The sequence below is a fragment of the Caballeronia sp. GAFFF2 genome (genome assembly GCF_023631485.1).
GTDB lineage: Bacteria > Pseudomonadota > Gammaproteobacteria > Burkholderiales > Burkholderiaceae > Caballeronia.
The window spans coordinates 69,094-88,878 of sequence record NZ_JALQDA010000054.1 but is presented as its reverse complement, the minus strand read 5'-3'; the positions used below and the strand labels follow the sequence as shown (position 1 = coordinate 88,878).

The window sequence follows — 19,785 nt, the reverse complement described above, 5'->3', positions numbered from 1 at the left end:
ATCGAAAGCAAGGAGGCGCACTTTGGACGCGACACAACGAGCCGTTCACGATTCCCGCTCGCCCGCCGACGCGGGACGATGGCGCGAGACGATCGGCACATGGCGCACGGAAATCGGCGTGGGCCTGGGGCTTCTGTTTCTGATCGCGTTGTTCAGCGCGATCGCCCCGCATTTCGCCAGCCTCGACAACGCATCGTCGATTCTCACGCAAACCTCGGTCACCGCCATCGTCGCGGTCGGCATGACGATGGTCATTATCGCGGGCGAGATCGATCTTTCGGTGGGCGCGAGCGTCGGTCTGGCAGGCACGCTGTTCGCGCTGTTCGTCGTGAAGGCCGGCATGCCGATGTGGCTCGCCTTCGTCTGCGTGATGGGCGTGGCCGCGCTGACCGGCGTGTTCATCGGCGGGCTGCGCGTGCTGTGGGGCATTCCGTCGTTCATCACGACCATCGGCTTGCTGTCGGCGGTGCGGGGTTTCGCGTTTCTCGTCAGCGACAGCACGAATATCGGACCTTTGCCGGATTCGCTGGCGTCGCTCTGGTTCGGGCATCTGTTCGGGCTGCCGGTGCCGATCCTGCTCACGCTGATCGTCGTTGCCTACGGATGGTTCACGTTGTCCAGCACGCGCTTCGGACGGCATCTCTATGCCCTGGGCGGCAACGCGGTGACGGCGACGCGCTACGGCATTCCGGTTCTCCGCATGCGCATCTATGTGTTCGTGGTCGTGCAATGCCTCGCGGCGCTCGGCGGCGTGATGTTCGTCGCGCGCCTGAACAGCGGCAGCGCGTCCGTTGGCGACCTGCTGGAACTCGACGTGATCGCGGCGGTCATCGTCGGCGGCACGACGCTCGCGGGCGGCGCGGGACGCATGGCGGGCACCGTGCTCGGCGTGCTGTTCGTCGCGACGCTGCGCAACGGCATGGTGCTGATGGGCGTCGATCCCATCGTTTTCATGATCGCGCAAGGTCTGGTGATCATTCTGGCCGTGTGGTGGAGCATGCTGCGCCGCGCCGGCTGGCGTCCGGAGTAAGCGACCATGAACCCTTCCTTTCTGATGAAGGCGAGCGACATTCGCAAGTCGTACGGCGCGGTCGAAGCGTTGCGCGGCGTGAACTTCCACATCTCGCGCGGCGAGACCGTCGCGCTCGTCGGCGACAACGGCGCGGGCAAGAGCACGTTGGTCAAGATCCTGTCGGGTGCGACACGGCCCACTTCCGGCGGTATCGAGTTCGATGGAAAGAACGTCGCGCTCGACAATACCGACATCGCCCGCGAACTCGGCATCGAAACGGTGTATCAGGATCTCGGGCTGTGCAGCAATCTGACGGTCGCGGAGAACATCTATCTCGGCCGCGAGATCGTGCGGCGGCTCGGGCCGTTCAGGATGCTCGCCAAGCGCGAGATGCACCGCCGCGCGGCGCATGTGCTGAAAGATTTGTCGATCAACGTGCCGCGCACCTCGGCCAATGTCGCGGGCCTGAGCGGCGGCCAGCGCCAGGCGGTGGCGCTCGCACGGGCGCGTCTTTGGGAACGCTCGATGATCCTGCTCGACGAACCCACCGCCGCGCTCGGCGTGCAGGAGACGCGGCGCGCGATGGACAGCGTGCGCCAGATCCGCAACGAGGGGACGGCGGTCGTGCTCATCACGCACAGCATGCCGATGGTCATGGAAATGAGCGATCGCGTCGTGGTCATGCGACGCGGCGAGAAAGTCGGCGACGTGCCCACGTCGAAGCTCGGCAGCGCGGATGCCATCGTGTCGCTCATCACGGGCGCGACCGAACGCTGGATCGAGGAGCCGACGCCATTCGAGCCGCGCATCGCGGAAGGCGCCGCATCATGACCGGCAAGCTCGTTTCGATGGACGCCGCGCTCGATGCGGTGCGCGACGGCATGTCGATCACGGCGGGCGGCTTCGCGCATTCGCATCAGCCGATGGCGCTGCTGCGCGCACTCATCAAACGCGGCGCGAAACATCTCACGTTGATGGGCGTGGCCGAATGCTGGGTCGCGGAGTTTCTCGCGGCGGCGAACGCGCTGGACCGGGCGTACTTCTCCAACTTCGTGTTCGAGGGCTTCGGCCGTTGCCGGCGCTTTTCGGAAGGCGTGGAGCGTGGTGCGATCGAAGTCGAGGATCACAGCCACTTCGGCATGGTGAACCGCCTCGGCGCGGCCGCGATGGGTCTGCCCTTCATGCCGATGCGCTCCATGTCCGGCACCGATATCCTCGCCACGCCCGGCTTCGAGCCTCGGGAAGCGAAGTCGCGTCTGATCGAATCGCCGTTCGATGCGCGCGACAGGGTGCTTGCCGTGTCGCCGCTCACCCCGGACGTGGCGATCATTCACGCGGCGCGCGCGGACGAGCAGGGCAACGTGCAGTTGTACGGTCCGACCTCGGTGATCGTGGAGCAGGCGCGCGCGGCTCGGCATGTGATCGTATCGGTCGAGGACCTCGTCGATACGCAAACCATCCGGCGCAACCCCGAGTTCACGGTGTTGCCCGGCCTGCTCGTCGATGCCGTCGTGCATGCGCCGTTCGGTGCGCATCCGCTCGGCAATTTCGGTTACTACCTGCACGATCAGCCGCATCTGCAGGACTATTACGATGCCTCGCGGACGCCGCAAGCCACGCAGGCTTTTCTCGACGAACATGTGCACGCGCCCGCCGATCACTGGGCGTATCTCGACCGTATCGGCATTGCGCGGTTGCTGCGTCTGCGCGTCGATCCCGCGCTCGGCTTCATTCCCGCGGAGCGTGGCCATGCGTGACATCTCTCCGGACGAAACCATGGCCGTCGCGGCCGCGCGCGAGATTCGCAATGGCGACGTCGCGTTCATCGGAACCGGCCTGCCGATGGTCGCGGCGTATCTCGCCAAAGCCACCCACGCGCCCGATGTGAAGCTGGTATTCGAATCGGGCATCGTCGATCCGCAGCCGCGCGAACTGGCGAGCGGCGTCGGCGATTACCGCCTTGCATGCGGCGCGCCGATGATCGCGGGCACGGCTTACGCGTTGAGTCTGCTGCAAGGCGGCGTGATCGATCTGGGCTTTCTCGGCACGGCTGAAATCGATGCGCACGGCAATCTGAACTCGACCGTGATCGGCGATTACCGCGCGCCGACAGTGCGTCTGCCCGGCAGCGGCGGCGCGAACGATATCGCCAGCATGGCGGGCCGCTTCGTCGTGATTGCGCGGCTGGACAAGCGGCGTTTCGTCGAGCGGCTGCAATACGTGACGACCCCCGGTTTTCTCGATGGCCCCGGCGCGCGCGAAGCTGCGGGGCTGCCAGGCGCGGGACCGGTGCGCGTCATCACCGATCTCGCGGTGCTCGGATTTCATCCTTCGACACGGCGCATGCGAATCGATGCGCTTTATCCGGGCGTGAGCGTGGACGATGTGCAATCGCGCTGCGGCTTCGAACTCGGCCTCGCCGATTCGCCCGGCACCTTCGCCGCGCCGACCGTCGAGCAATTGCGTCTGCTTCGAGATGTCATCGATCCGGACGGCGTGTATCTCGGCGCATGAGGCATTCCATGGAACGACAACACAAGGTAGGCACGCTGACCGATGCCGTCGCCATGATTCGTGACGGCGCGACACTCGCCGTGGGCGGACGCGCGAACCGCCGCGTGCCGATGGCGCTCGTGCGCGAGATTGCGCGTCAGGGACGGCGAAGTCTGCGGATCGTCCGGCTCGACCGCGACATGAACCTCGACGCCTGGATCAAGGGCGATTGTCACATCGTCGAGGGCGATGAGCACGTGCTGCGCGCGCGCCTCGGTGCCGCGGCCGCCGGCCTTGCCTTCATGCCGCTCGATCCTTCCGCCGATTGGAGCTCGGATCGTGCGGTCGAGGCCGTCGATGATCCGTTCACCGGCAAGGCGGTTCGGATCGCCGCCGCGCTGCGGCCCGACGTGGCGATTCTTCATGCGCATACGGCGGATCGCCATGGCAACGTCGCGCTCGACGCGGACTGCGACCCCACCGCCATGTTCGACGCAACGATGGCGCGCGCATCGAAACGCGTGATCGTATCGGTGGAACAGATCGTGAGCGACGAAACCATCCGTCGCAGCGCGCCACGCCTGCTGCTGCGGGCGGATCAGGTGGCGTGCGTGATCGAGGCGCCTTACGGTGCGCATCCATCCGCCTGCGATGCACGTTACGACCACGATCCTAAAGAGTTCGAAACGGATGCTATCGATCACGATGTGTATCTGCAGCATGTCGGTGCGCGCCGACTGTTCTCGCTCACGCGGCGGCTCTCGACCAGACTGTGAAAAACGGCCTTGACGCATTGCAATGAAAACGTTTTTTCGCGGGGACTAAAGATGCAATAATGGCAGCCAGATGAACCGGTGGTCTGCCGCCACGGAAGCGGCGCGCCGGTGGGCCACCATGGAAGATGCAATGGTCAAAAAAGCCACAGCAATCAAAACGAAAGTCTCCATACACGATGTCGCCCGCGAGGCGGGCGTCGCGCTGTCCACCGTGTCCAATGCGCTGTCGGGCAAGGACAACGTCAAGGAGTCGACGCGCCAGAAGGTACAGGAAGCCGCTGACCGTCTGGGTTATCGTGTGTCGGTAGTGGCGCGTGCGCTCAGAATGCAGCGCACCTTCACGCTGGGCGTGCTGCTGGCCGATGTCGCCAACCCTTCGTCGCCGGACTTTCTGCGCGGCGTCGAGGACATGGCGGAGCGTGAGTCGTGCAGCCTGCTGGTCTGCAACACCGACGGTTTGCTGGAAAAGCAGATCGCGCAGATGCATGTGCTCCTCGACCGCCGCGTGGACGGCCTCGTGCTGCTGTCGCAGTATTGCGATCCGCCGCTCGTGCGCGAACTGCTCAACTCGGGCACGCCGTTCGTGCTGCTTCAGCGGCGCTCGCGTCAGTATCAGGACGATTACGTCGGCGCCGATAATCACGAAGGCATCACCGCCGCCATCGAACATCTGGTGGGCTTCGGGCACAAGCGCATCGGCCTCATTCGCGGGCCGACGGAATCCACCACGGCGGACGAACGACTCGACGCCTATCGCATCGCGATCGAGCGCCTGAAACTCGACGACGATCCCGCGCTCGTCATCCAGGGCAATTATCAGGTCGATGGCGGTTATCGCGCGGCGCGCGAATTCATTTCGATGAGCCAGCGGCCGACGGCCATCCTTGCCGCCAACGACATGAGCGCCATTGGCGTGATGAACGCCGCTTCCGAAGCCGGTCTGTCCATCCCTGGCGATCTCTCGCTGGTCGGTCTGGATGACATCGAGCTGGCGTCGTATGCGCGGATCGATCTGACGACCATCGCGCTGCAGCGTCGCGACATGGGCGCGGCCGCCGCGGCGCTGCTCTTGGACCGCATCCGCAAGAAGCGCAAGAAGGCCCGGCAGGTGCTCTTTCCGATGAAGCTCATCGTGCGCGGATCGACGGGCCCGGTTCCGTCGAAAAAGAAGTCACGATGATCCGCCTCTGCATTCTCGATTTCGACGGCACGCTGTGCGGCACGCACGATGCCATTGCCTTCTGCATCGACCGCACCTTCGATCACTACGGCGTCACGCGTCCGGGCGTCGAGCGGCGCGAGGCGGTCATCGAAACCGGCGTGGTCATGGCCGAAGCTATGGCGATACTCAACGCCGGCACGTCCCACGCGCGCGATGCCGGGCAATGGGCGGTCACATACCGCGCGCTTTATCGCGAGCACGGTATCGCGCACAGTCATCTGTTTGCGGGCGTGAAGGAAGCGCTGGCGCAACTGAAAGCGAGCGGCCGCGCGCTCGTGATCGCGAGCAACAAGGCGCCTGCATCCGTGGATATCGCGCTTGCGCATTACGGTCTGGCGTCCTTCATCGATCTCGCGGTGTGCGACCCGCAAGGCGTGCCGAAAAAGCCCGATCCGGCTTCCTACACGCAATTGATCGCCCCTGCGTTTCCCGGCATGAAGGCCGAAGAAATCGTGATGGTCGGCGATACGGCGGCGGACCTTGGGTTTGCACGAAATATCGGGGCTTATTTTGCGTGGGCGAGCTACGGTTACGGCGATCCGCGCGCCGGGCTTGCAACGCGTTCGGATGTCGTGCTGAAGGCGTTCGCGGACTTGCCGGACATCATCGATACGCTCGCCGCGACGCCTCCGCTTCGTTAGTCACGCAGCGCGAGGATATTGCGCGGATCGACCTCCCTGCGCAGGATGCTCAGTTCTTCGTCGCTCGGAGCCTGCGTGCGCTGCACGCCGTCGAGTTCGCCGAGATCGAAGCCGGTGGCCTCGCGTAGAGTCTCTTCGCTCACGCCCGCGTGAATCGACGCGACCTTCATGCGGCCCGCCTCACGGTCGAAGTCGAAAACGCACCTGGGCGTGACCACCATGCACGGACCGCCCGAGCACAAACCCAGTTCGCGCCGTCCTGCGAGACCGCCGGGATAGCCAACGCCCGATACATAGTCCACTTTCTCGACGAAATTGCGCCGGTCGTGATGCGGCATCATCACGTATTCGCGGCCGAACAGCGTCATGTGTTCCGGCTGCAAGATCGGTCCGACGAGCCGGACCTTCGGCTTGTCATGCGCGCCGATGCATACGCTGTTGATGTTGCCCATGCGATCCACCTGCACGGCACTGCTGAAGCCGAAGCGCACGTCGCCCCGCTTGAGGACCCACGGGCCGGGATAGTTGGTCATCTGCGCTTCGCAAGGAAGGTCGCGTAGCAGGGCATCGTGCTCGGAATCGGGCAGGCGTTCGAGATCGTCGAGCACGGGATTGTGATAGCAGCCCGCGAGCAGAATCGTCAGATTCGGGGCTTGCATGCGGCGCGCGAGTTCCATCGCGGCGAGCGGGATCGACGTGCCGTATGCAGCGGCGGCGGCGCCCGTCAGAAGGCCGGTGAAGCCCACTTCGCCATCGACGAAGGTGCGGGCCAGAACGACGGCGAGCGTCTCGTGAAGGGTGGCGGACGGGTTCATAGCAGGGACTCAAGATCGAAAAGACGCGCAAGACGGGCCGCGCCGACGCGCTCTAGATAATCGTGCTGGTCGTGCGGCTCGAAGACGTAACGTTTCAGGTAGGCATCGAATGCGTCGGGACTCGACGATGCCTCGACGTACTCGCTCATGTGTTCCTCGTCGGCGAGATAGCGTGACAGCACCGGCGTCGGATGCGCGCCCCACGGCACTTCGACCACCGCTGTCGTACGGTACGACGGTACTTCATTGAGGTGCGCATGCTTGCGGATGAACGCCTTCGAGACGATTTTCTCGACCGTCACGATGACCGTCTCGCACGAGCGCGCGAGCAGCACGTCGCCGTTCTGCGGTAACAGCCGATGCGCCGGAAAAATCACGTTGCCCTGCTCGTCGGCCGCGACGGCGTGGATCACGACGACATCGGGTTTGGCGGCGGGCAGCGCCTGCATCGGGCGGCCGGTGATCGGGCACGCGAACGTCTTGATATCCGGGTTGTGCGTGAGCACGTCGTTGCCGCCCAGAAAGCTCACGGGCCAGAACGCGAGTCCTTCCTGACTCGCGCGAAAACGGTCCCAGCTCGCCATCTCCGGATAATCGACGATCTTCAACGCGCCGCTTTCCGCGCGGCGACGGAAGTTGCGCGCGAGGCCGTGTTTTTCCAGTCCGACGTAGGAGGTCTCGACCGCCTTCAGGCAACCCGCGCCCGCGAGCAGATCGATGTCGTAGCTGTTGGCGGTGCCGACGATGGTGAGATCGCGGCGTCGTGCGCGGGCGAGCGCGCGCACGAAGGCCATCGGCTTCTGATAGACGGCGAAACCGCCGAGCGCGACACGTGCGCCGTCGGGCACGAGCGCGACGGCTTCGTCGAGTGTTCTTAGCTTGCTGGCTGGTGCAATCATTTCGTTCCGGGTGGATTCACGACAGGGATTTCACGAGGTCGAGATATTGCTTCACGCTTGCCGGGTCTTCCCTGGTGTAGAGCTTGGGCGGCACCATCACGTAGCGCTTTTCATTCGAACCGCGTTTGGCTTTCACCGCCGTTTCGACCGCGAGATAGCCGACGCGGTACGGTTGCTGGTCCGCGACCGCCGCGAGATTGCTTTTCGGGTCGAGCAACATGCTGGCGAGTTCCTGACTCATATCGATGCCGTACAGCCTCGCTTCGGCTTTAGAGCGCGTGGCCGCCACCGCCGCGCCCGCCACGGTGCCCGCATTGGAAGCCCACACGATCTGCGTGTGAGGGTCGCGCTGCAGGATGTTCTCCAGCCCGTTGGCACCCTGTTCCGGGGTGCTTCCGGACACTTCCGCGACCACCTTGAGCTTCACGTCCGAGAGCGCCTTCAGCATGCCGTCGCGGCGCGGTCCGCTGTTCGCGTTCATCGGCGGCAGCGAGATCAGGCCGATGGACGCCGCACCCTTGAGCTGCTTCTCGATGTAGTCGTGCATCTCCTTGCCGACCGCAGAGGCGAGCGCAAAGCTGTCCACGCCGATCGAGTGACTCGCAATCGACTTGTCCGCGAGTTGCGTGTCGTATTCCACGACCATGATGCCCTTGGCCTTCGCGAGTTTGGCCGCCGCCTCCGTGCCTTGTTTGTCGAGTGGCGGGACGATGAGCGCATCGACATTGCGCGTCATGTAGTCATCGACGAGCTGGCTTTCCACCGGCAACTGCCGTCTGTTCATGCCGACGAGCAGTTCCGCACCATTGGCCTTGGCGGCATCGCGCATGCCGCGCTCGATCTGCTGCCAGAACTGCGAGTCGCGCGCATAGATGATCGCGCCGATCGTGAGCTTGTCGCCCGATGCCGCGCGGGCCGCGCCGACCGGCGCCAGCAGCAACGGGCCGCCGAGCACGCCGGCTGCACCGAGCTTGAGGATGTCGCGGCGGCGTATGCCTGTCCGTCCGCGCGTGATGGGCGCTTGCGGATAGCTGGACATGGTTGTCTCCTGTCTGGGTGGAATGGCGACGATGGCGGTTTCTGATTCCGTGCCGTGGACTTGGCAGCGAAAATGTAAAACGTTTTAATAAAATGACGCCATTCGTCGGGAAAAGGTCTGCGCACCGGCCATTTTCGCGCCTGACGCAAGAAAGTGCGGTAATCAAGCATCGGAAGGCCTCGCTGTCATCAGCCGCATCTTGTCATATCGGGTCATCCCTGTTGCGTTCGATAACATGATGAGTCAGAATTATTGAAACGTTTTTATTCTGATGCAAGCTCTTTTTCCTTGGGTGTATCCCTGATGTCGAAGCAGACGACGGTGCCCGAGCCGCTTGAAGCGACCGAGCGGCCCACCATTCTCGATGTGGCCGCGGCGTGCGGCGTGTCGCCGGCCACGGTGTCAAACGTGCTCGCGAACAAGCCTTACGTGAAGGAGCAGACGCGCCTGCTCGTGCAGCAGAAGGTGGCCGAACTCGGCTATCGGGTATCGCGCGCGGCGCAAAGCCTGCGTACCGGTCGAAGCGGGTCGGTCGGGCTCATCATCGGGGACATTTCCAACCCGTATGTCGCGGAGATCGTGCGGGGCGTGGAAGAGGTGCTCTGGGCGAAGCGCAACAATCTCATCCTTTGCAATACCGAGTTCTACGCGGACCGCAAGATGGCTTATGCCGGTTCGCTGCTGGATCAGCATGTCGAAGGTCTGATCCTCGTTTCGCAGACCTTCAGTGAGGACGAAGCACGGCTGCTCGGTCTTGCCGATGTACCCGTCGTGACCGTCAATCGCCCATGCGAGGTGCTGAGGGCGGATCAGGTCGGCGTCGATGGCGCGGGCGGCATACGCGCGGCGGTGCAGTATCTCGCCCAGCTCGGGCACCAGCGCATTGCGTTCGTGAAGGGCGCGGCTTCGTCGCCATCGGCCAACGATCGCTACGCGGCATACAGGAAAGCCGTGCGGGCCCACGGTCTCGTATCGGACGCGGCGCTCGTGGTGCAGGGCGATTACACGATGGAGTCGGGCAGCATTGCGGCACGCGAATTGTGGACGCGTGAAGCGGCGCCTACCGCCATCGTCGCGGCGAACGATCTGATGGCCATCGGCGCGCTGGGCGCGCTAAAGGAAATGAGCATCGACGTGCCACGCGATGTCTCCGTGATCGGCTTCGACGATATCTTTCTTTCAAACCATCCGCTCGTCCGGCTCACGACGGTGCATTACTCGAAGCGCGATATCGGCCTCAACGCGGCACGCCTGCTGATGCGCCGTATCGAAGGCGAGCGCAGCGACGGACCGCGCACCGTGACGCTCGACACGTCACTCATCGTGCGCGGCACCACGGCGCCGCCCCACGCGCTCAAGGGGGTGAAACCGCTCAGGGCGCTCAAGGTTCAGAAAACGCACGACGCCGACGCTTCGGCGAAAACGCAGGCCCAAAGCACGCGCGCTGCTTCGATAGCGCGCTCATCCAGGAGGACCTCTCAATCATGAAGGACAAGCTGGTCGATCTCGACACCGCGCTCGCGCCGGTCGAATCGGGCTGCACGCTGGCGCTCGGCGGCAGTCTGCTCAGGCGTCAGCCGAACGCCGCAGTGCGCGCGCTCATTCGACGCGGCATCAAGGATCTGACCTTGCTGACGTGGGCCACGACCACCGCGACCGACATGCTGGCGGCGGCGGGTGCCGTGCGTCGCTGGGAAGGCATTTACGCGGGCATGTTCAGTCATGGTCTCGCGCCGAATTTTCGCCGCGCGGTCGAAGCGGGCGAAATCGAGGTGCGCGACTTTTCGGAAACGGCGATGGTCGCGCGCTTTCGGGCGGCCTCGGCGGGCGTGGAGTTTCATCCGATCCGCACGCTCCTCGGCTCGGATGTCGCACGCTTCAATCCTGAACAGATTCGCGAGTTCGCGTGCCCGTTTTCCGGCAAGCCGCTGCATGCGATCGCCGCGGCGAAATCCGACTTCACGATCATTCACGGGTACGTGGGCGATCGCCATGGCAACGTGCAATGGCCGATCGTGCGCGACAGCGACGACATCGACCAGATGATCGGCAGCTCGGCCAGGCGCCTGATCGTGACGGTGGAAAAGATCATCCCGCACGACGAAATCAGGCGCAGGCCGACGCTCACCTACATTCCGGGCAACTGGGTCGAGGCGATCGTCGAAGCGCCTTACGGCGCGCATCCGGTCGCCTGCGATGGACATTACAACGAGGATGAAGCACATCTCGCCGAATACCTCGCAAGATGCCGCACGCGCGAGGGCGCGTCCGCCTATCTCGATGAGTTCGCGCGCAACGTGGCATCGCACGAGGCGTATTTGCAGAAAGTGGGCGGCATCGACGCATTGCGCGCGCTCGATGTCGCTTCCTGAGGACATTTCATGATCACAGAGACCATCGAAACTTCCGCCTTCACGAGCAACGAGTTGTTGACCAGCGTGGTGGCGCGACAGGTGCGCGACGGCGATCTGGTGTTCGTTGGCGTGGGCACGAACGGGCGCGCATTCACGCTCGCGGTCGGCATTCCGCTGACCGCCGTGCGTCTCGCGCAGCTTTTGCACGCGCCGTCATCGGCCGTCTACTGGGGCAATCTGCTGGAACCGGATCTCGGTAACGTGCCCACCGATATTCGTCAGGATACCTTCACGAAATGGCCGGCGGCGGCAAGTCCGTCGGATACCGGCGTCAAGTGCGACATGCTCGCGCGGTTGGCCTTCGACATGTGTTTCGATTCCGCCGCTCAGATCGACCGGCATGGCAACCTCAACATCACGGCCATCGGGGATTATCGGCACCCGAAGGTGCGGCTCGTCGGCTGCCTGGCGCAGACGGAACATTTTGCGTTCGTGGCGCGGCCCGTCGTCGTCGTCGATCTGGATCGCCGCACCTTCGTGGAGGAGGTCGATTTCATCACGAGCGTGGGGCATGTCAGCCGCGGACGTTCGCGCGAGGAACTGGGCTTGCCCGGTGGCGGCCCGCACCGTGTCGTCACGGACAAGGCCGTGTTCGACTTCGATCCCGCGTCGAAGCAGATGCGCATCGCGTCCTTGCACCCTGGCGTGACGCTGGAGGAAGTGCTGGACAACATGTCGTTTGCGCCGCTCAGGCCCGCATCCATTCCCGCGACCGAGTTGCCCAGCGGCGACGAATTGCGCCTGATCCGTACCGTGATCGATCCGCATCGTGTGCTGTTGCGTGCCTGAGCCCGATGGAGACTGCAGACATGACCTCATCCAACGAAGAGACGACGCGCCCCGGTCCGCTCGCGGGCCTCAAGGTGCTCGACCTGTCGCGCTTCATCGCCGGCCCGCATTGTGCGATGCAACTCGCCGATCTCGGCGCCGACGTGACCAAGGTCGAACGCGTGCGCACCGGCGACGACACGCGTGCCCTCGCGCCGAAGATCGAGGACGAGAGCATCTATTTCATGGTGTTCAACCGCAACAAGCGCAGCCTCACGCTGAACTTCCGCGAGCCGCGCGCGCAGGCGCTGTTGCGCGATCTGATCGCGAAGGCGGATGTCGTCGTGGAGAACTTCCGGCCCGGCACGATGGAGAAGATGGGCTGCGACTGGGACACGCTGCACGCGCTCAATCCGCGGCTCATCATGGCGCGCATCTCCGGTTATGGGCAGACGGGATCGATGGCCGGCGAGCCGTGTTTCGACGCCATCGCGCAGGCATCGACAGGCCTGATGGATCTCACCGGCCAACCCGACGGACCGCCGACGGTGGCGGGCACATTCATCGTCGATTACACGACGGCGCTCTATACGACAATCGGCGTGCTGTCCGCGCTCGCGCATCGCGACAAGACGGGCGAAGGGCAGATGGTCGATGTCAGCCTGATGGGCAGCGGCGTGTCCTTGCTGCTGACCGCCGTGTCCGAGCAGGCCCTGCTTGGGCGCACGATGACGCGGGTTGGCAGCCGGGATCGTTATTCATCGCCGGCGCAGACCTTTCAGTCTCGTGACGGTCACTGGGTTTATCTCATCGCGGGCAACGATGCACATTTTCCGCGTCTCGCACGCGCGATGCAGCGTCCGGAGTTGCTGGACGACCCGCGCTTCGCCACGCATGCGGCGCGCATGAGCCATATCGTGGAGATCGAGGCTGTCGTGGCCGAGTGGGTAGCGCATCACGATGCCGACGAAGTCGTCGCAAGATTGCGCGCGGTGGAAGTGTCGTCCTCGAAAGTGGCGACGGTCGCTGATGTGGTCGCCAGTCCGTACATGCGCGAGGCCGGTCATGTCACGACCGTGCATCACCCGAAAGCCGGCGACGTGCCGATGCAGGGACTGCCGATCCGCTTGTCGGCCACGCCCGCGAGTATCCGCAAATCCGCGCCGCTGCTGGGTGAGGACAACGCCAGCGTACTCGACGAATGGCTGGGTCTGAGCGACACCGATGTTGCGGCGCTGCGTCAGGACGGCTTGATCTAGTGGCGAAGCGGAGCGCCACGCGTGCAAGCACACACATATAACAACCGACGTTAAGGGTCCCCAGCCGTCGCAAAGTCGTCTGGCGGTGAAGGGCGGCTTGGGGTCGCACGACTCGACGCCGCTTCCGGGCGAATCAGCGGTCATTAACGAGCCTGCCGTCAGACGATGTTTCCACCGGCGCGGCAGAAAAAGTTGCACTGCATTGCAGCGGATAGGCGTGTTTGCGATCGTTGAACCCATCATTACATAGCGCAACTGAATCGGGCTTGAGCATGACGCGGATCGGCTGTTTGGATGAGTGCCTCAGACGCTCGTGTGAATCGCTGAGGCAGAAAACTGCCATTTTAGCTGCGTCGCTCTGGGACCCCACTGACTTTGTGATAACGTTGTCAGGGAGGATTCTAAAAATTTAGCCGTCGCAAACTTTGCGTATCGTCCTCGACTTCGCATTTGGTGCCTTCCCCGTCAAGTGGAAAGCCGCGTCGGGGATACTCGCCCTTCTGCTTGGCAGACAACGATTGCAATCTTATGGCCCCTGTCAGTCTTAACGATGTCGCTCTCGCGGCCGGTTGCTCTGCTTCAACGGTGTCGCGCGTGCTGCGCACACCGGATATCGTTCGTGACGAAGTGGCACAACGCGTCCTTGCCGCGGTGCGAAAGCTCGGCTACACGCCGAACAATGCAGCGCGTGCACTGCGCTCGCGTCGCACGCGTATGATCGGCGCCGTTCTACCCACGCTCGAACACGCCATTTATGCGCGGCTTGCCAATGCGCTCGAAGTCCACCTTGCGACCGACAACTACTCGCTGATCGTCACGACGTCCGGCTTTGACGTACGTAAGGAACTCGAGCAGGCGCAACTCTTGATCGAACGCGGTGCAGAGGGCATCGTGCTAGTAGGTGACGCGCACGAGCGCGCGCTCTACGACTTCCTCAGCCTTCGCAACGTGCCGTACGTCAACACGTATGTGTACACGCCACAATCCGCGCATCCTTGCGTGGGCTTTGACAATACGCGCACCGCGCGGCAGGTCACCGACTACTTGCTGAGTCTAGGGCACACAGAGATTGCGATGCTCACTGGCGTGCGCAAGGATAACGATCGTGTACGCGCGCGCATCGAGGGCGTCGAAGCGGCATTGAAAGCGCACGGTTTGTCAATTCCTCCAGAACGCATCATAGAAGGCACCTATGCAATCACGTCGGGTCGCAACGGCATGCGGAAGCTACTCAACTTGCCTGTGCGCCCGGAAGCAGTGATCTGCACGAGCGACATTCTGGCGTTTGGTTGCCTCGCCGAATGCGAAGCGGCAGGCATCGCAGTACCCACCGACCTTTCGATCACGGGCTTTGACGACCTCGACTTCGCCGCGCATCTAAACCCACCGCTCACGACCATGCAAGTGCCCGCGGCTGAAATGGGCACGCAAGCAGGACAATATTTGATCGATATCCTTGACGGAAAGTCGCCTCTCGATAGCGTCGAACTGGAGGCGCGTCTCGTCATTCGCGGTACGACAGGGCAGGCGGCCGCAGCAAGACGGCCGCGTTCGTGACAACGTGATTCAGGCGGTGTGATTGCGAATCATCATGGTGGTGGTCTCACCTGTGTGCACGCATTCGCCCCGTTGGTTGAAGACATCGATTGCCAAGACGACTATGCCACGGTCCGGCCTTTTTGTTTCACGTTTCGACTTGACGCGCATGGTCGCCACAATGCGATCGCCGCTCAGCACCGCCTGCTTGTAGTCCCACTTGAGCGAGAGCGTGGCCACCGCCTGCAGACGCCACGAACAACGCATCTTCATTGCATCGACCCGCGCTACGATCAAAAGGCCATGCGCGATTCGACGCTCGAAGCCTAGTGTGCGTGCGGCTTTGTCATTCGTGTGCACTTCATAGAAGTCGCCGCCAACGTGGGCAAAAGCCATGATGTCAGCATCGCTGAAGGTCGCTTCGCCCAAGTCGATGGATTCGTCCACTTCGAGGTCGTCGAAGAAACGGCCCAATGCTTCGATTTTGCCTGCCGCGTTCATGTCGTAGTGACCCATTTGAGAATGTGTTGAGCAACACACACCAGTTCGAGAGCCTGATTGACGATTTGTATTTCCGACACGGCGCGACGGCGAGCAACATCGACTTCGCGAACAGTGTATGTGATTGTGATTGTGTCACCAGTGAACACCGGCCCAAGAAAGCGCACGCGATCATAGCCGAGCGATACTGGCGTTTCGTGCTCTCTCGCGCCGCTGACGCGCTCTACGATCTCCGTCGAACACGACGACATGAACGCGATCATCAGCGCGCCATGCGCGATTACACGGCCGTAAGCGCTTGCGTTCATTGCTGCCTCATCAACATGATTGGGCGAGTGATCGCCGCTCAAGTCTGCAAACGCTCGAATGACTTCGCTCATGACGGTGCGTTCCTGGGAAACGGTATCGCCGGGCTGAAGGTAGAAGTCGCTCATGCTGAAGCCGCCGTTTGCGATATACCGCGTCCGGAGATCACGCCGGCATCAGCAAGCGACCGAATGCCCGAATCGCCATATCCTAGCTCTTCGAGTATCTCCCGCGTATCGTGGCCAATCTCGATCGCCAGATGGCGCACGGGAGGCGTCGCCCCGTCGTAGCGTATTGGATGGTTGATCAACATTGCCTGACCGCTCTTGATATCAACGGTTTCGAATACACGGTTGTGGATTGCCTGCGGATTCTCGCGCAAATCGCTGTAGTCGTGCACCGGTGCCCACCACATGTGCTTCGCGTCGAGTGCGGCCGAGAGCGCAGCGAGGCTATGCCGTTTGACAGCCGCAGCAGTGGCACGTGCGTAGGCGTCGCGTTCCTCATAGGGGTTGCATTGCGCGAGTTCACGCAAACCGTTATCGTCGAGCGCTTCTGCAAAGACCGATGGATTGTTCAGCGAAATCGCCACTGGCTTGTCGTCGGCCGTGCGGTAAATGCCATAAGGCGCTTGATGGAACCACGTTGCAAGATGCTCGTCTCGCCCAAACACCGATGCGTTCTTTTCCGCCGTCAGATAGTTGGTGATCGCTTCGGCCTGAAGGTCGATGCCTGCGTTGAAGAGGTTGCCCTCCACGCGCGTACCTTTTCCTGTCTTCATGCGCTTGATGTACGCGCCGAGAATACCCATGGCGAGTAGCGCGCCACCGTGTTGATCGCAGATGGCCGCGCCCACCGCCGTTGCCCCGCCCGCCGATGCCGCCACGAGTCCCGTGCGCGCCTGGATCATGAGATCTTGCCCGGGCATATCGCGCATCGGACCTGATCCGCCAAAGCCGCTTGCCGATGCGTAGATAATGTCTGGTTTGCGTACCTTGACTGCTTCGTAGCCAAGACCAAGACGATCAAGCACGCCAGGACGAAAGTTCTCGACGACTGCATCGGCTCCATTGATTAGCTTTTGCGCGATGTCCAGTCCTTCAAGCGACTTAAGGTCCAACGCAATCACTCGCTTGTTGCGATTGGCACAAAGAAAAAACGCACTCACATCTTCAACGAACACGCTTGCGCCGGACCAGTGCCGCTCGTAAGCACCGCCGATCGCTTCGACCTTGATGACGTCTGCGCCCATGTCTGCAAGATATTGCGTCGATGCTGGCCCTTGCAAATAATGACAAAAGCTGACAATGCGCATTCCTTCGAGCATTCCTTTCTCCCTGTGTGTTCAGAGTTAATGTAGGTTCAAGAGGCGGACGGGTTTGGCAGCGGCGACGATGGCTCCGCATGTGAACGGCGCACGCTGCTCGCCAGCGCGACTGCCACGATCAGCGAGCCGCCCATGAAGAGATACGAAGAAGCCGGATCGCCAGTCAGACCCGTCAGATAACCTACTGCATAGGAACCGAGGAACGAGCCAAGCGCGCCAACGCTATTGATCAACGCAAGTGCGCCACCTGCAACAGTGCGCGGCAAGACTTCGGGCGCAATTGAAAAGAACGGCGGAAACACGACGTACATGGAAATGCCCGCGATCGTCAGCAACGCAAACGACATCCAGAAGCTGCCCGCGCCGACGAAGTAGAGCGCGAAAAACGACGATGCCGCAATGGCGAGCGGTACGGCCACGAAGAGCTTGCGGTTCTGCATTCGGTCTGATACCCAGGCGACAGGGAGCATGCAAAGCACTGCGCCGAAATAAGGCACGGCAGAAAGCCAGCCCGTGTTGACCATGCTGAGCGTTGCGCCGTGCCGCAAAATGGACGGCAGCCACAACAGGAAACCGTAGAAGCCGAGGCTTTGAAAAAACAACACGCCTGCGAGCTTCCACACGGTCGTAGACTTGAAAGCTTCGCGATAATTCTTAACCGGCGCGAGGTCTTTTTGTTCATCGGCAAGCGTGGTTTCAAGCGCGAGTTTATCTGCATCGCTCAGCCAGTTCACTTGCGATGGCTTATCCCTGACCACAGCGATCCACACGAACGCCCACAGCACAGCGGGAAGGCCCTGTGCGATGAACATCGCCCGCCAGCCCCACGACTGCACCATGTAGCCGGACACCACGGACATCCACAGGATGGTCGCGGGGTTGCCAAGCAGGAAGATGGTGTTGGCGCGCGATCGTTCGCGCCGCACGAACCAGTTCGACACATACACGAGCATGCATGGCATGACGGCCGCCTCGACGATCCCCAGCGCAAAGCGCACCGCCATTAGCATCGGGATGCTGGTGACTACACCTGTCAGCGCGGCAAGACCACCCCATGCGATTAGGCTGAAAAAAATCAGCCGCCTCACGCTGCGTCGCTCGGCATACATGCCACCTGGAATCTGGAAGAAGAAGTAGCCAAGAAAGAAGAGCGAGCCAAGTAGCGATGAGGTCGAACGACTAATACTCAGATCGTGATCGATACCGGCCGCCGCTGCGAACCCATAGTTCGCGCGGTCAAGGTACGCGAGGCTGTAGGTGACGAAAGCGATTGGCAGGATGATCCACCATCTTTTCATGGGAAGCGGTGTCCCGGGCATCTCTTGTCTCCAGGGGGTCATGTGGTTGTGGTCACGCACGGCTGCACACCAGCGAAAGCTGCCGAGACGTAGGAAAACAATCAGCAATTGCGTCAACAATAGGTGGCATATGACAGCGATGTCAAGTCACAGTCGCGATAGCTTCAGTACGTTTACCCTGATTTATGCCCGCAAACGGCTTTAGTACTCATATTGAGGCCGTTAAATCAAACTTTTGCCAGGTTGTGACGCTTGCAACGAAATCTGTTTTGACGCAAAGTGACAACGTTGTCAGTAGCGTAACCGTCAATTTAGAGGCGGACGTCTATCAACGGGAGAGGATATGAGCAACTGGTTAGACCAAGGAATCGAAGCAGCCGTCGATAAGGTGTGTGCGCAGGCGGATCGCGGCGGCGACTTCCCGCATATCACACAGCATGGGGAATGGCGGTATACGTCTGATGGCGTCTGGACCGGTGGCTTCTGGGCGGGCCTCGTTTGGCTGGGCTACGAGGTGCGCAAAAGTCCTGCTTTACGCGACGCGGCTACATCGCTAACCGATCGTCTGTTGCCGCGCGCGCTTGACGCCGTGAACCATGACCTCGGTTTCATGTTCTATCCGAGCGCGGTAAGGGGCTGGCGTCTCACCGCAGATCAACGCTACTTTGACGCGGCCCTGACTGCGGCTCGAAGCCTTGCGGCGCAGTTCAATCCGAATGGCGGCTTCATTCCCGGCTGGGGCTTCTTTGGAGGCGAGAATTGGTCCGGCTCGGTGCTCATCGACACATTGATGAATTTGCCGCTCATCGTATGGGCCGTGAATCACGGTGCGGATGAACGTCTGCTTGAGGTCGTACATCTTCATGCAAGGACGACGCTGAACAATCATCTGCGCGCGGATGGTTCCGTGTATCACGTATTCACGTTCAATCCTGCGGACGGTACGCCGTTGCAAGGCGACACCTACCAGGGACTCGATGCCTCGAGCGCATGGTCCCGCGGTCAGAGCTGGGCGCTCGCCGGCTTCGCCATGCTCGCCGACATGACTGGCGCAGAGGACTACCTCGCTGCGGCGCGTGGCGTCGCGGGTTTCGTGAAAGAGAATCTGCCGGCAGATCGCGTGCCGCCTTGGGATTATTCGGCAGGCGACGCGCCGGTCAAGGATTCGTCGGCCGGCGCGATCACTGCCTATGGACTGATTCGGTTGTGGGAACTCACATCGGAATCGAGCTACCTCGACCTCGCGGAAACGATGCTTGAAGCGTTGTGCTCAAACTGCCTCGCATCGAAGAATATTGCGCCCATACTCGTACATGCAACGGCGGATCTGCCACACGGTCTGGGCATCGATGAATCTACGATCTATGGCGACTATTATTTTCTCAAGTCATTGCTGGCATTGCAGGGCATCCGTGAGCAAGGGCGGCGCAGCGGACGCGCCGTGCATGGTTCGCTCGCACAGACCTCGAACGAATGAAC

At 62.1% G+C, this 19,785-nt stretch carries 20 protein-coding genes; 13 read left to right on the top strand and 7 right to left on the bottom strand.

The window, feature by feature from the left end:
* The first annotated feature begins 22 nt into the window (after positions 1 to 22).
* The 7 genes from NCT04_RS33130 to NCT04_RS33100 all read left to right on the top strand — a co-directional run bounded on the left by NCT04_RS33130 (position 23) and on the right by NCT04_RS33100 (position 6,144).
* Complete coding sequence (locus tag NCT04_RS33130) at positions 23 to 1,030, top strand: ABC transporter permease (protein ID WP_250470049.1); 1,008 nt, start codon at positions 23 to 25, stop codon at positions 1,028 to 1,030.
* Positions 1,031 to 1,036: 6 nt separating this feature from the next.
* The gene (locus NCT04_RS33125; RefSeq protein WP_250470048.1) at positions 1,037 to 1,843 is read left to right on the top strand and encodes an ATP-binding cassette domain-containing protein; all 807 of its coding nucleotides are present in this window, start codon (positions 1,037 to 1,039) and stop codon (positions 1,841 to 1,843) included.
* Positions 1,840 to 2,769 (top strand): CoA transferase subunit A, encoded by a 930-nt coding sequence (locus NCT04_RS33120; RefSeq protein WP_250470047.1) that lies wholly within the window; start codon positions 1,840 to 1,842, stop codon positions 2,767 to 2,769. The genes NCT04_RS33125 and NCT04_RS33120 overlap by 4 nt, the downstream gene beginning before the upstream one ends.
* Positions 2,762 to 3,526: a CoA-transferase subunit beta gene (locus tag NCT04_RS33115; protein ID WP_250470046.1), complete on the top strand. Its 765-nt coding sequence runs from the start codon at positions 2,762 to 2,764 to the stop codon at positions 3,524 to 3,526. The genes NCT04_RS33120 and NCT04_RS33115 overlap by 8 nt, the downstream gene beginning before the upstream one ends.
* 8 nt (positions 3,527 to 3,534) lie before the next feature.
* Entirely contained in the window at positions 3,535 to 4,281 is a 747-nt protein-coding gene (locus NCT04_RS33110; RefSeq protein ID WP_250470045.1) for a malonate decarboxylase subunit alpha, read from the top strand.
* 130 nt (positions 4,282 to 4,411) lie between these two features.
* Positions 4,412 to 5,461, top strand: coding sequence for a LacI family DNA-binding transcriptional regulator (locus NCT04_RS33105; RefSeq protein WP_250470044.1), 1,050 nt, complete (start codon positions 4,412 to 4,414; stop codon positions 5,459 to 5,461).
* Positions 5,458 to 6,144 (top strand): HAD family hydrolase, encoded by a 687-nt coding sequence (locus tag NCT04_RS33100; RefSeq protein WP_250470043.1) that lies wholly within the window; start codon positions 5,458 to 5,460, stop codon positions 6,142 to 6,144. Before NCT04_RS33105 ends, NCT04_RS33100 begins: the two co-directional genes overlap by 4 nt.
* On the opposite strand, the gene NCT04_RS33095 is transcribed toward NCT04_RS33100, so the two are convergent.
* From NCT04_RS33095 to NCT04_RS33085, 3 genes are read right to left on the bottom strand one after another with little or no spacing between them, the layout of a single operon-like run.
* Positions 6,141 to 6,959: a hypothetical protein gene (locus tag NCT04_RS33095; protein ID WP_250470042.1), complete on the bottom strand. Its 819-nt coding sequence runs from the start codon at positions 6,957 to 6,959 to the stop codon at positions 6,141 to 6,143. The two genes, NCT04_RS33100 and NCT04_RS33095, sit on opposite strands and share 4 nt — an antisense overlap.
* On the bottom strand, positions 6,956 to 7,858 hold the full coding sequence (locus tag NCT04_RS33090; RefSeq protein WP_250470041.1) for a CoA transferase subunit A: 903 nt from the start codon (positions 7,856 to 7,858) through the stop codon (positions 6,956 to 6,958). The genes NCT04_RS33095 and NCT04_RS33090 overlap by 4 nt, the downstream gene beginning before the upstream one ends.
* A gap of 16 nt (positions 7,859 to 7,874) precedes the next feature.
* Positions 7,875 to 8,897 carry a substrate-binding domain-containing protein gene (locus NCT04_RS33085; RefSeq protein WP_250470040.1) on the bottom strand — a complete coding sequence of 341 codons (1,023 nt, stop codon included), beginning with the start codon at positions 8,895 to 8,897 and terminating at the stop codon, positions 7,875 to 7,877.
* A 303-nt stretch (positions 8,898 to 9,200) separates the two neighbouring features.
* Here NCT04_RS33085 and NCT04_RS33080 point away from each other — a divergent pair, with 303 nt between their 5' ends.
* The 5 genes from NCT04_RS33080 (at position 9,201) to NCT04_RS33060 (ending at position 14,895) form a co-directional block, all read left to right on the top strand.
* Positions 9,201 to 10,385 carry a LacI family DNA-binding transcriptional regulator gene (locus NCT04_RS33080; RefSeq protein WP_250470039.1) on the top strand — a complete coding sequence of 395 codons (1,185 nt, stop codon included), beginning with the start codon at positions 9,201 to 9,203 and terminating at the stop codon, positions 10,383 to 10,385.
* Positions 10,382 to 11,269 (top strand): CoA transferase subunit A, encoded by an 888-nt coding sequence (locus tag NCT04_RS33075; protein ID WP_250470038.1) that lies wholly within the window; start codon positions 10,382 to 10,384, stop codon positions 11,267 to 11,269. The genes NCT04_RS33080 and NCT04_RS33075 overlap by 4 nt, the downstream gene beginning before the upstream one ends.
* Positions 11,270 to 11,278: 9 nt before the next feature.
* A complete protein-coding gene (locus NCT04_RS33070) occupies positions 11,279 to 12,100 on the top strand; it encodes a CoA-transferase subunit beta (RefSeq protein ID WP_250470037.1) in 822 nt (273 codons plus the stop codon).
* 20 nt (positions 12,101 to 12,120) lie between these two features.
* Positions 12,121 to 13,338, top strand: coding sequence for a CaiB/BaiF CoA transferase family protein (locus NCT04_RS33065; protein ID WP_250470036.1), 1,218 nt, complete (start codon positions 12,121 to 12,123; stop codon positions 13,336 to 13,338).
* A 528-nt stretch (positions 13,339 to 13,866) separates the two neighbouring features.
* Positions 13,867 to 14,895, top strand: coding sequence for a LacI family DNA-binding transcriptional regulator (locus NCT04_RS33060; protein WP_284509490.1), 1,029 nt, complete (start codon positions 13,867 to 13,869; stop codon positions 14,893 to 14,895).
* Positions 14,896 to 14,904: 9 nt separating this feature from the next.
* Here the strand turns inward: NCT04_RS33060 and NCT04_RS33055 are convergent, their stop codons facing one another.
* Genes NCT04_RS33055 through NCT04_RS33040 form a run of 4 tightly spaced genes read right to left on the bottom strand, consistent with a single transcriptional unit; the run spans position 14,905 to position 18,327 of the window.
* Complete coding sequence (locus NCT04_RS33055) at positions 14,905 to 15,375, bottom strand: MaoC family dehydratase (protein ID WP_250470034.1); 471 nt, start codon at positions 15,373 to 15,375, stop codon at positions 14,905 to 14,907.
* Complete coding sequence (locus NCT04_RS33050) at positions 15,372 to 15,809, bottom strand: MaoC family dehydratase (protein ID WP_250470033.1); 438 nt, start codon at positions 15,807 to 15,809, stop codon at positions 15,372 to 15,374. The genes NCT04_RS33055 and NCT04_RS33050 overlap by 4 nt, the downstream gene beginning before the upstream one ends.
* Positions 15,806 to 17,008 (bottom strand): CaiB/BaiF CoA transferase family protein, encoded by a 1,203-nt coding sequence (locus NCT04_RS33045; RefSeq protein ID WP_250470032.1) that lies wholly within the window; start codon positions 17,006 to 17,008, stop codon positions 15,806 to 15,808. Before NCT04_RS33045 ends, NCT04_RS33050 begins: the two co-directional genes overlap by 4 nt.
* A gap of 35 nt (positions 17,009 to 17,043) precedes the next feature.
* Positions 17,044 to 18,327: an MFS transporter gene (locus tag NCT04_RS33040; protein ID WP_250470031.1), complete on the bottom strand. Its 1,284-nt coding sequence runs from the start codon at positions 18,325 to 18,327 to the stop codon at positions 17,044 to 17,046.
* A 322-nt stretch (positions 18,328 to 18,649) separates the two neighbouring features.
* Here NCT04_RS33040 and NCT04_RS33035 point away from each other — a divergent pair, with 322 nt between their 5' ends.
* The gene (locus tag NCT04_RS33035; RefSeq protein WP_250470030.1) at positions 18,650 to 19,783 is read left to right on the top strand and encodes a glycoside hydrolase family 88 protein; all 1,134 of its coding nucleotides are present in this window, start codon (positions 18,650 to 18,652) and stop codon (positions 19,781 to 19,783) included.
* Positions 19,784 to 19,785: the final 2 nt, after the last annotated feature.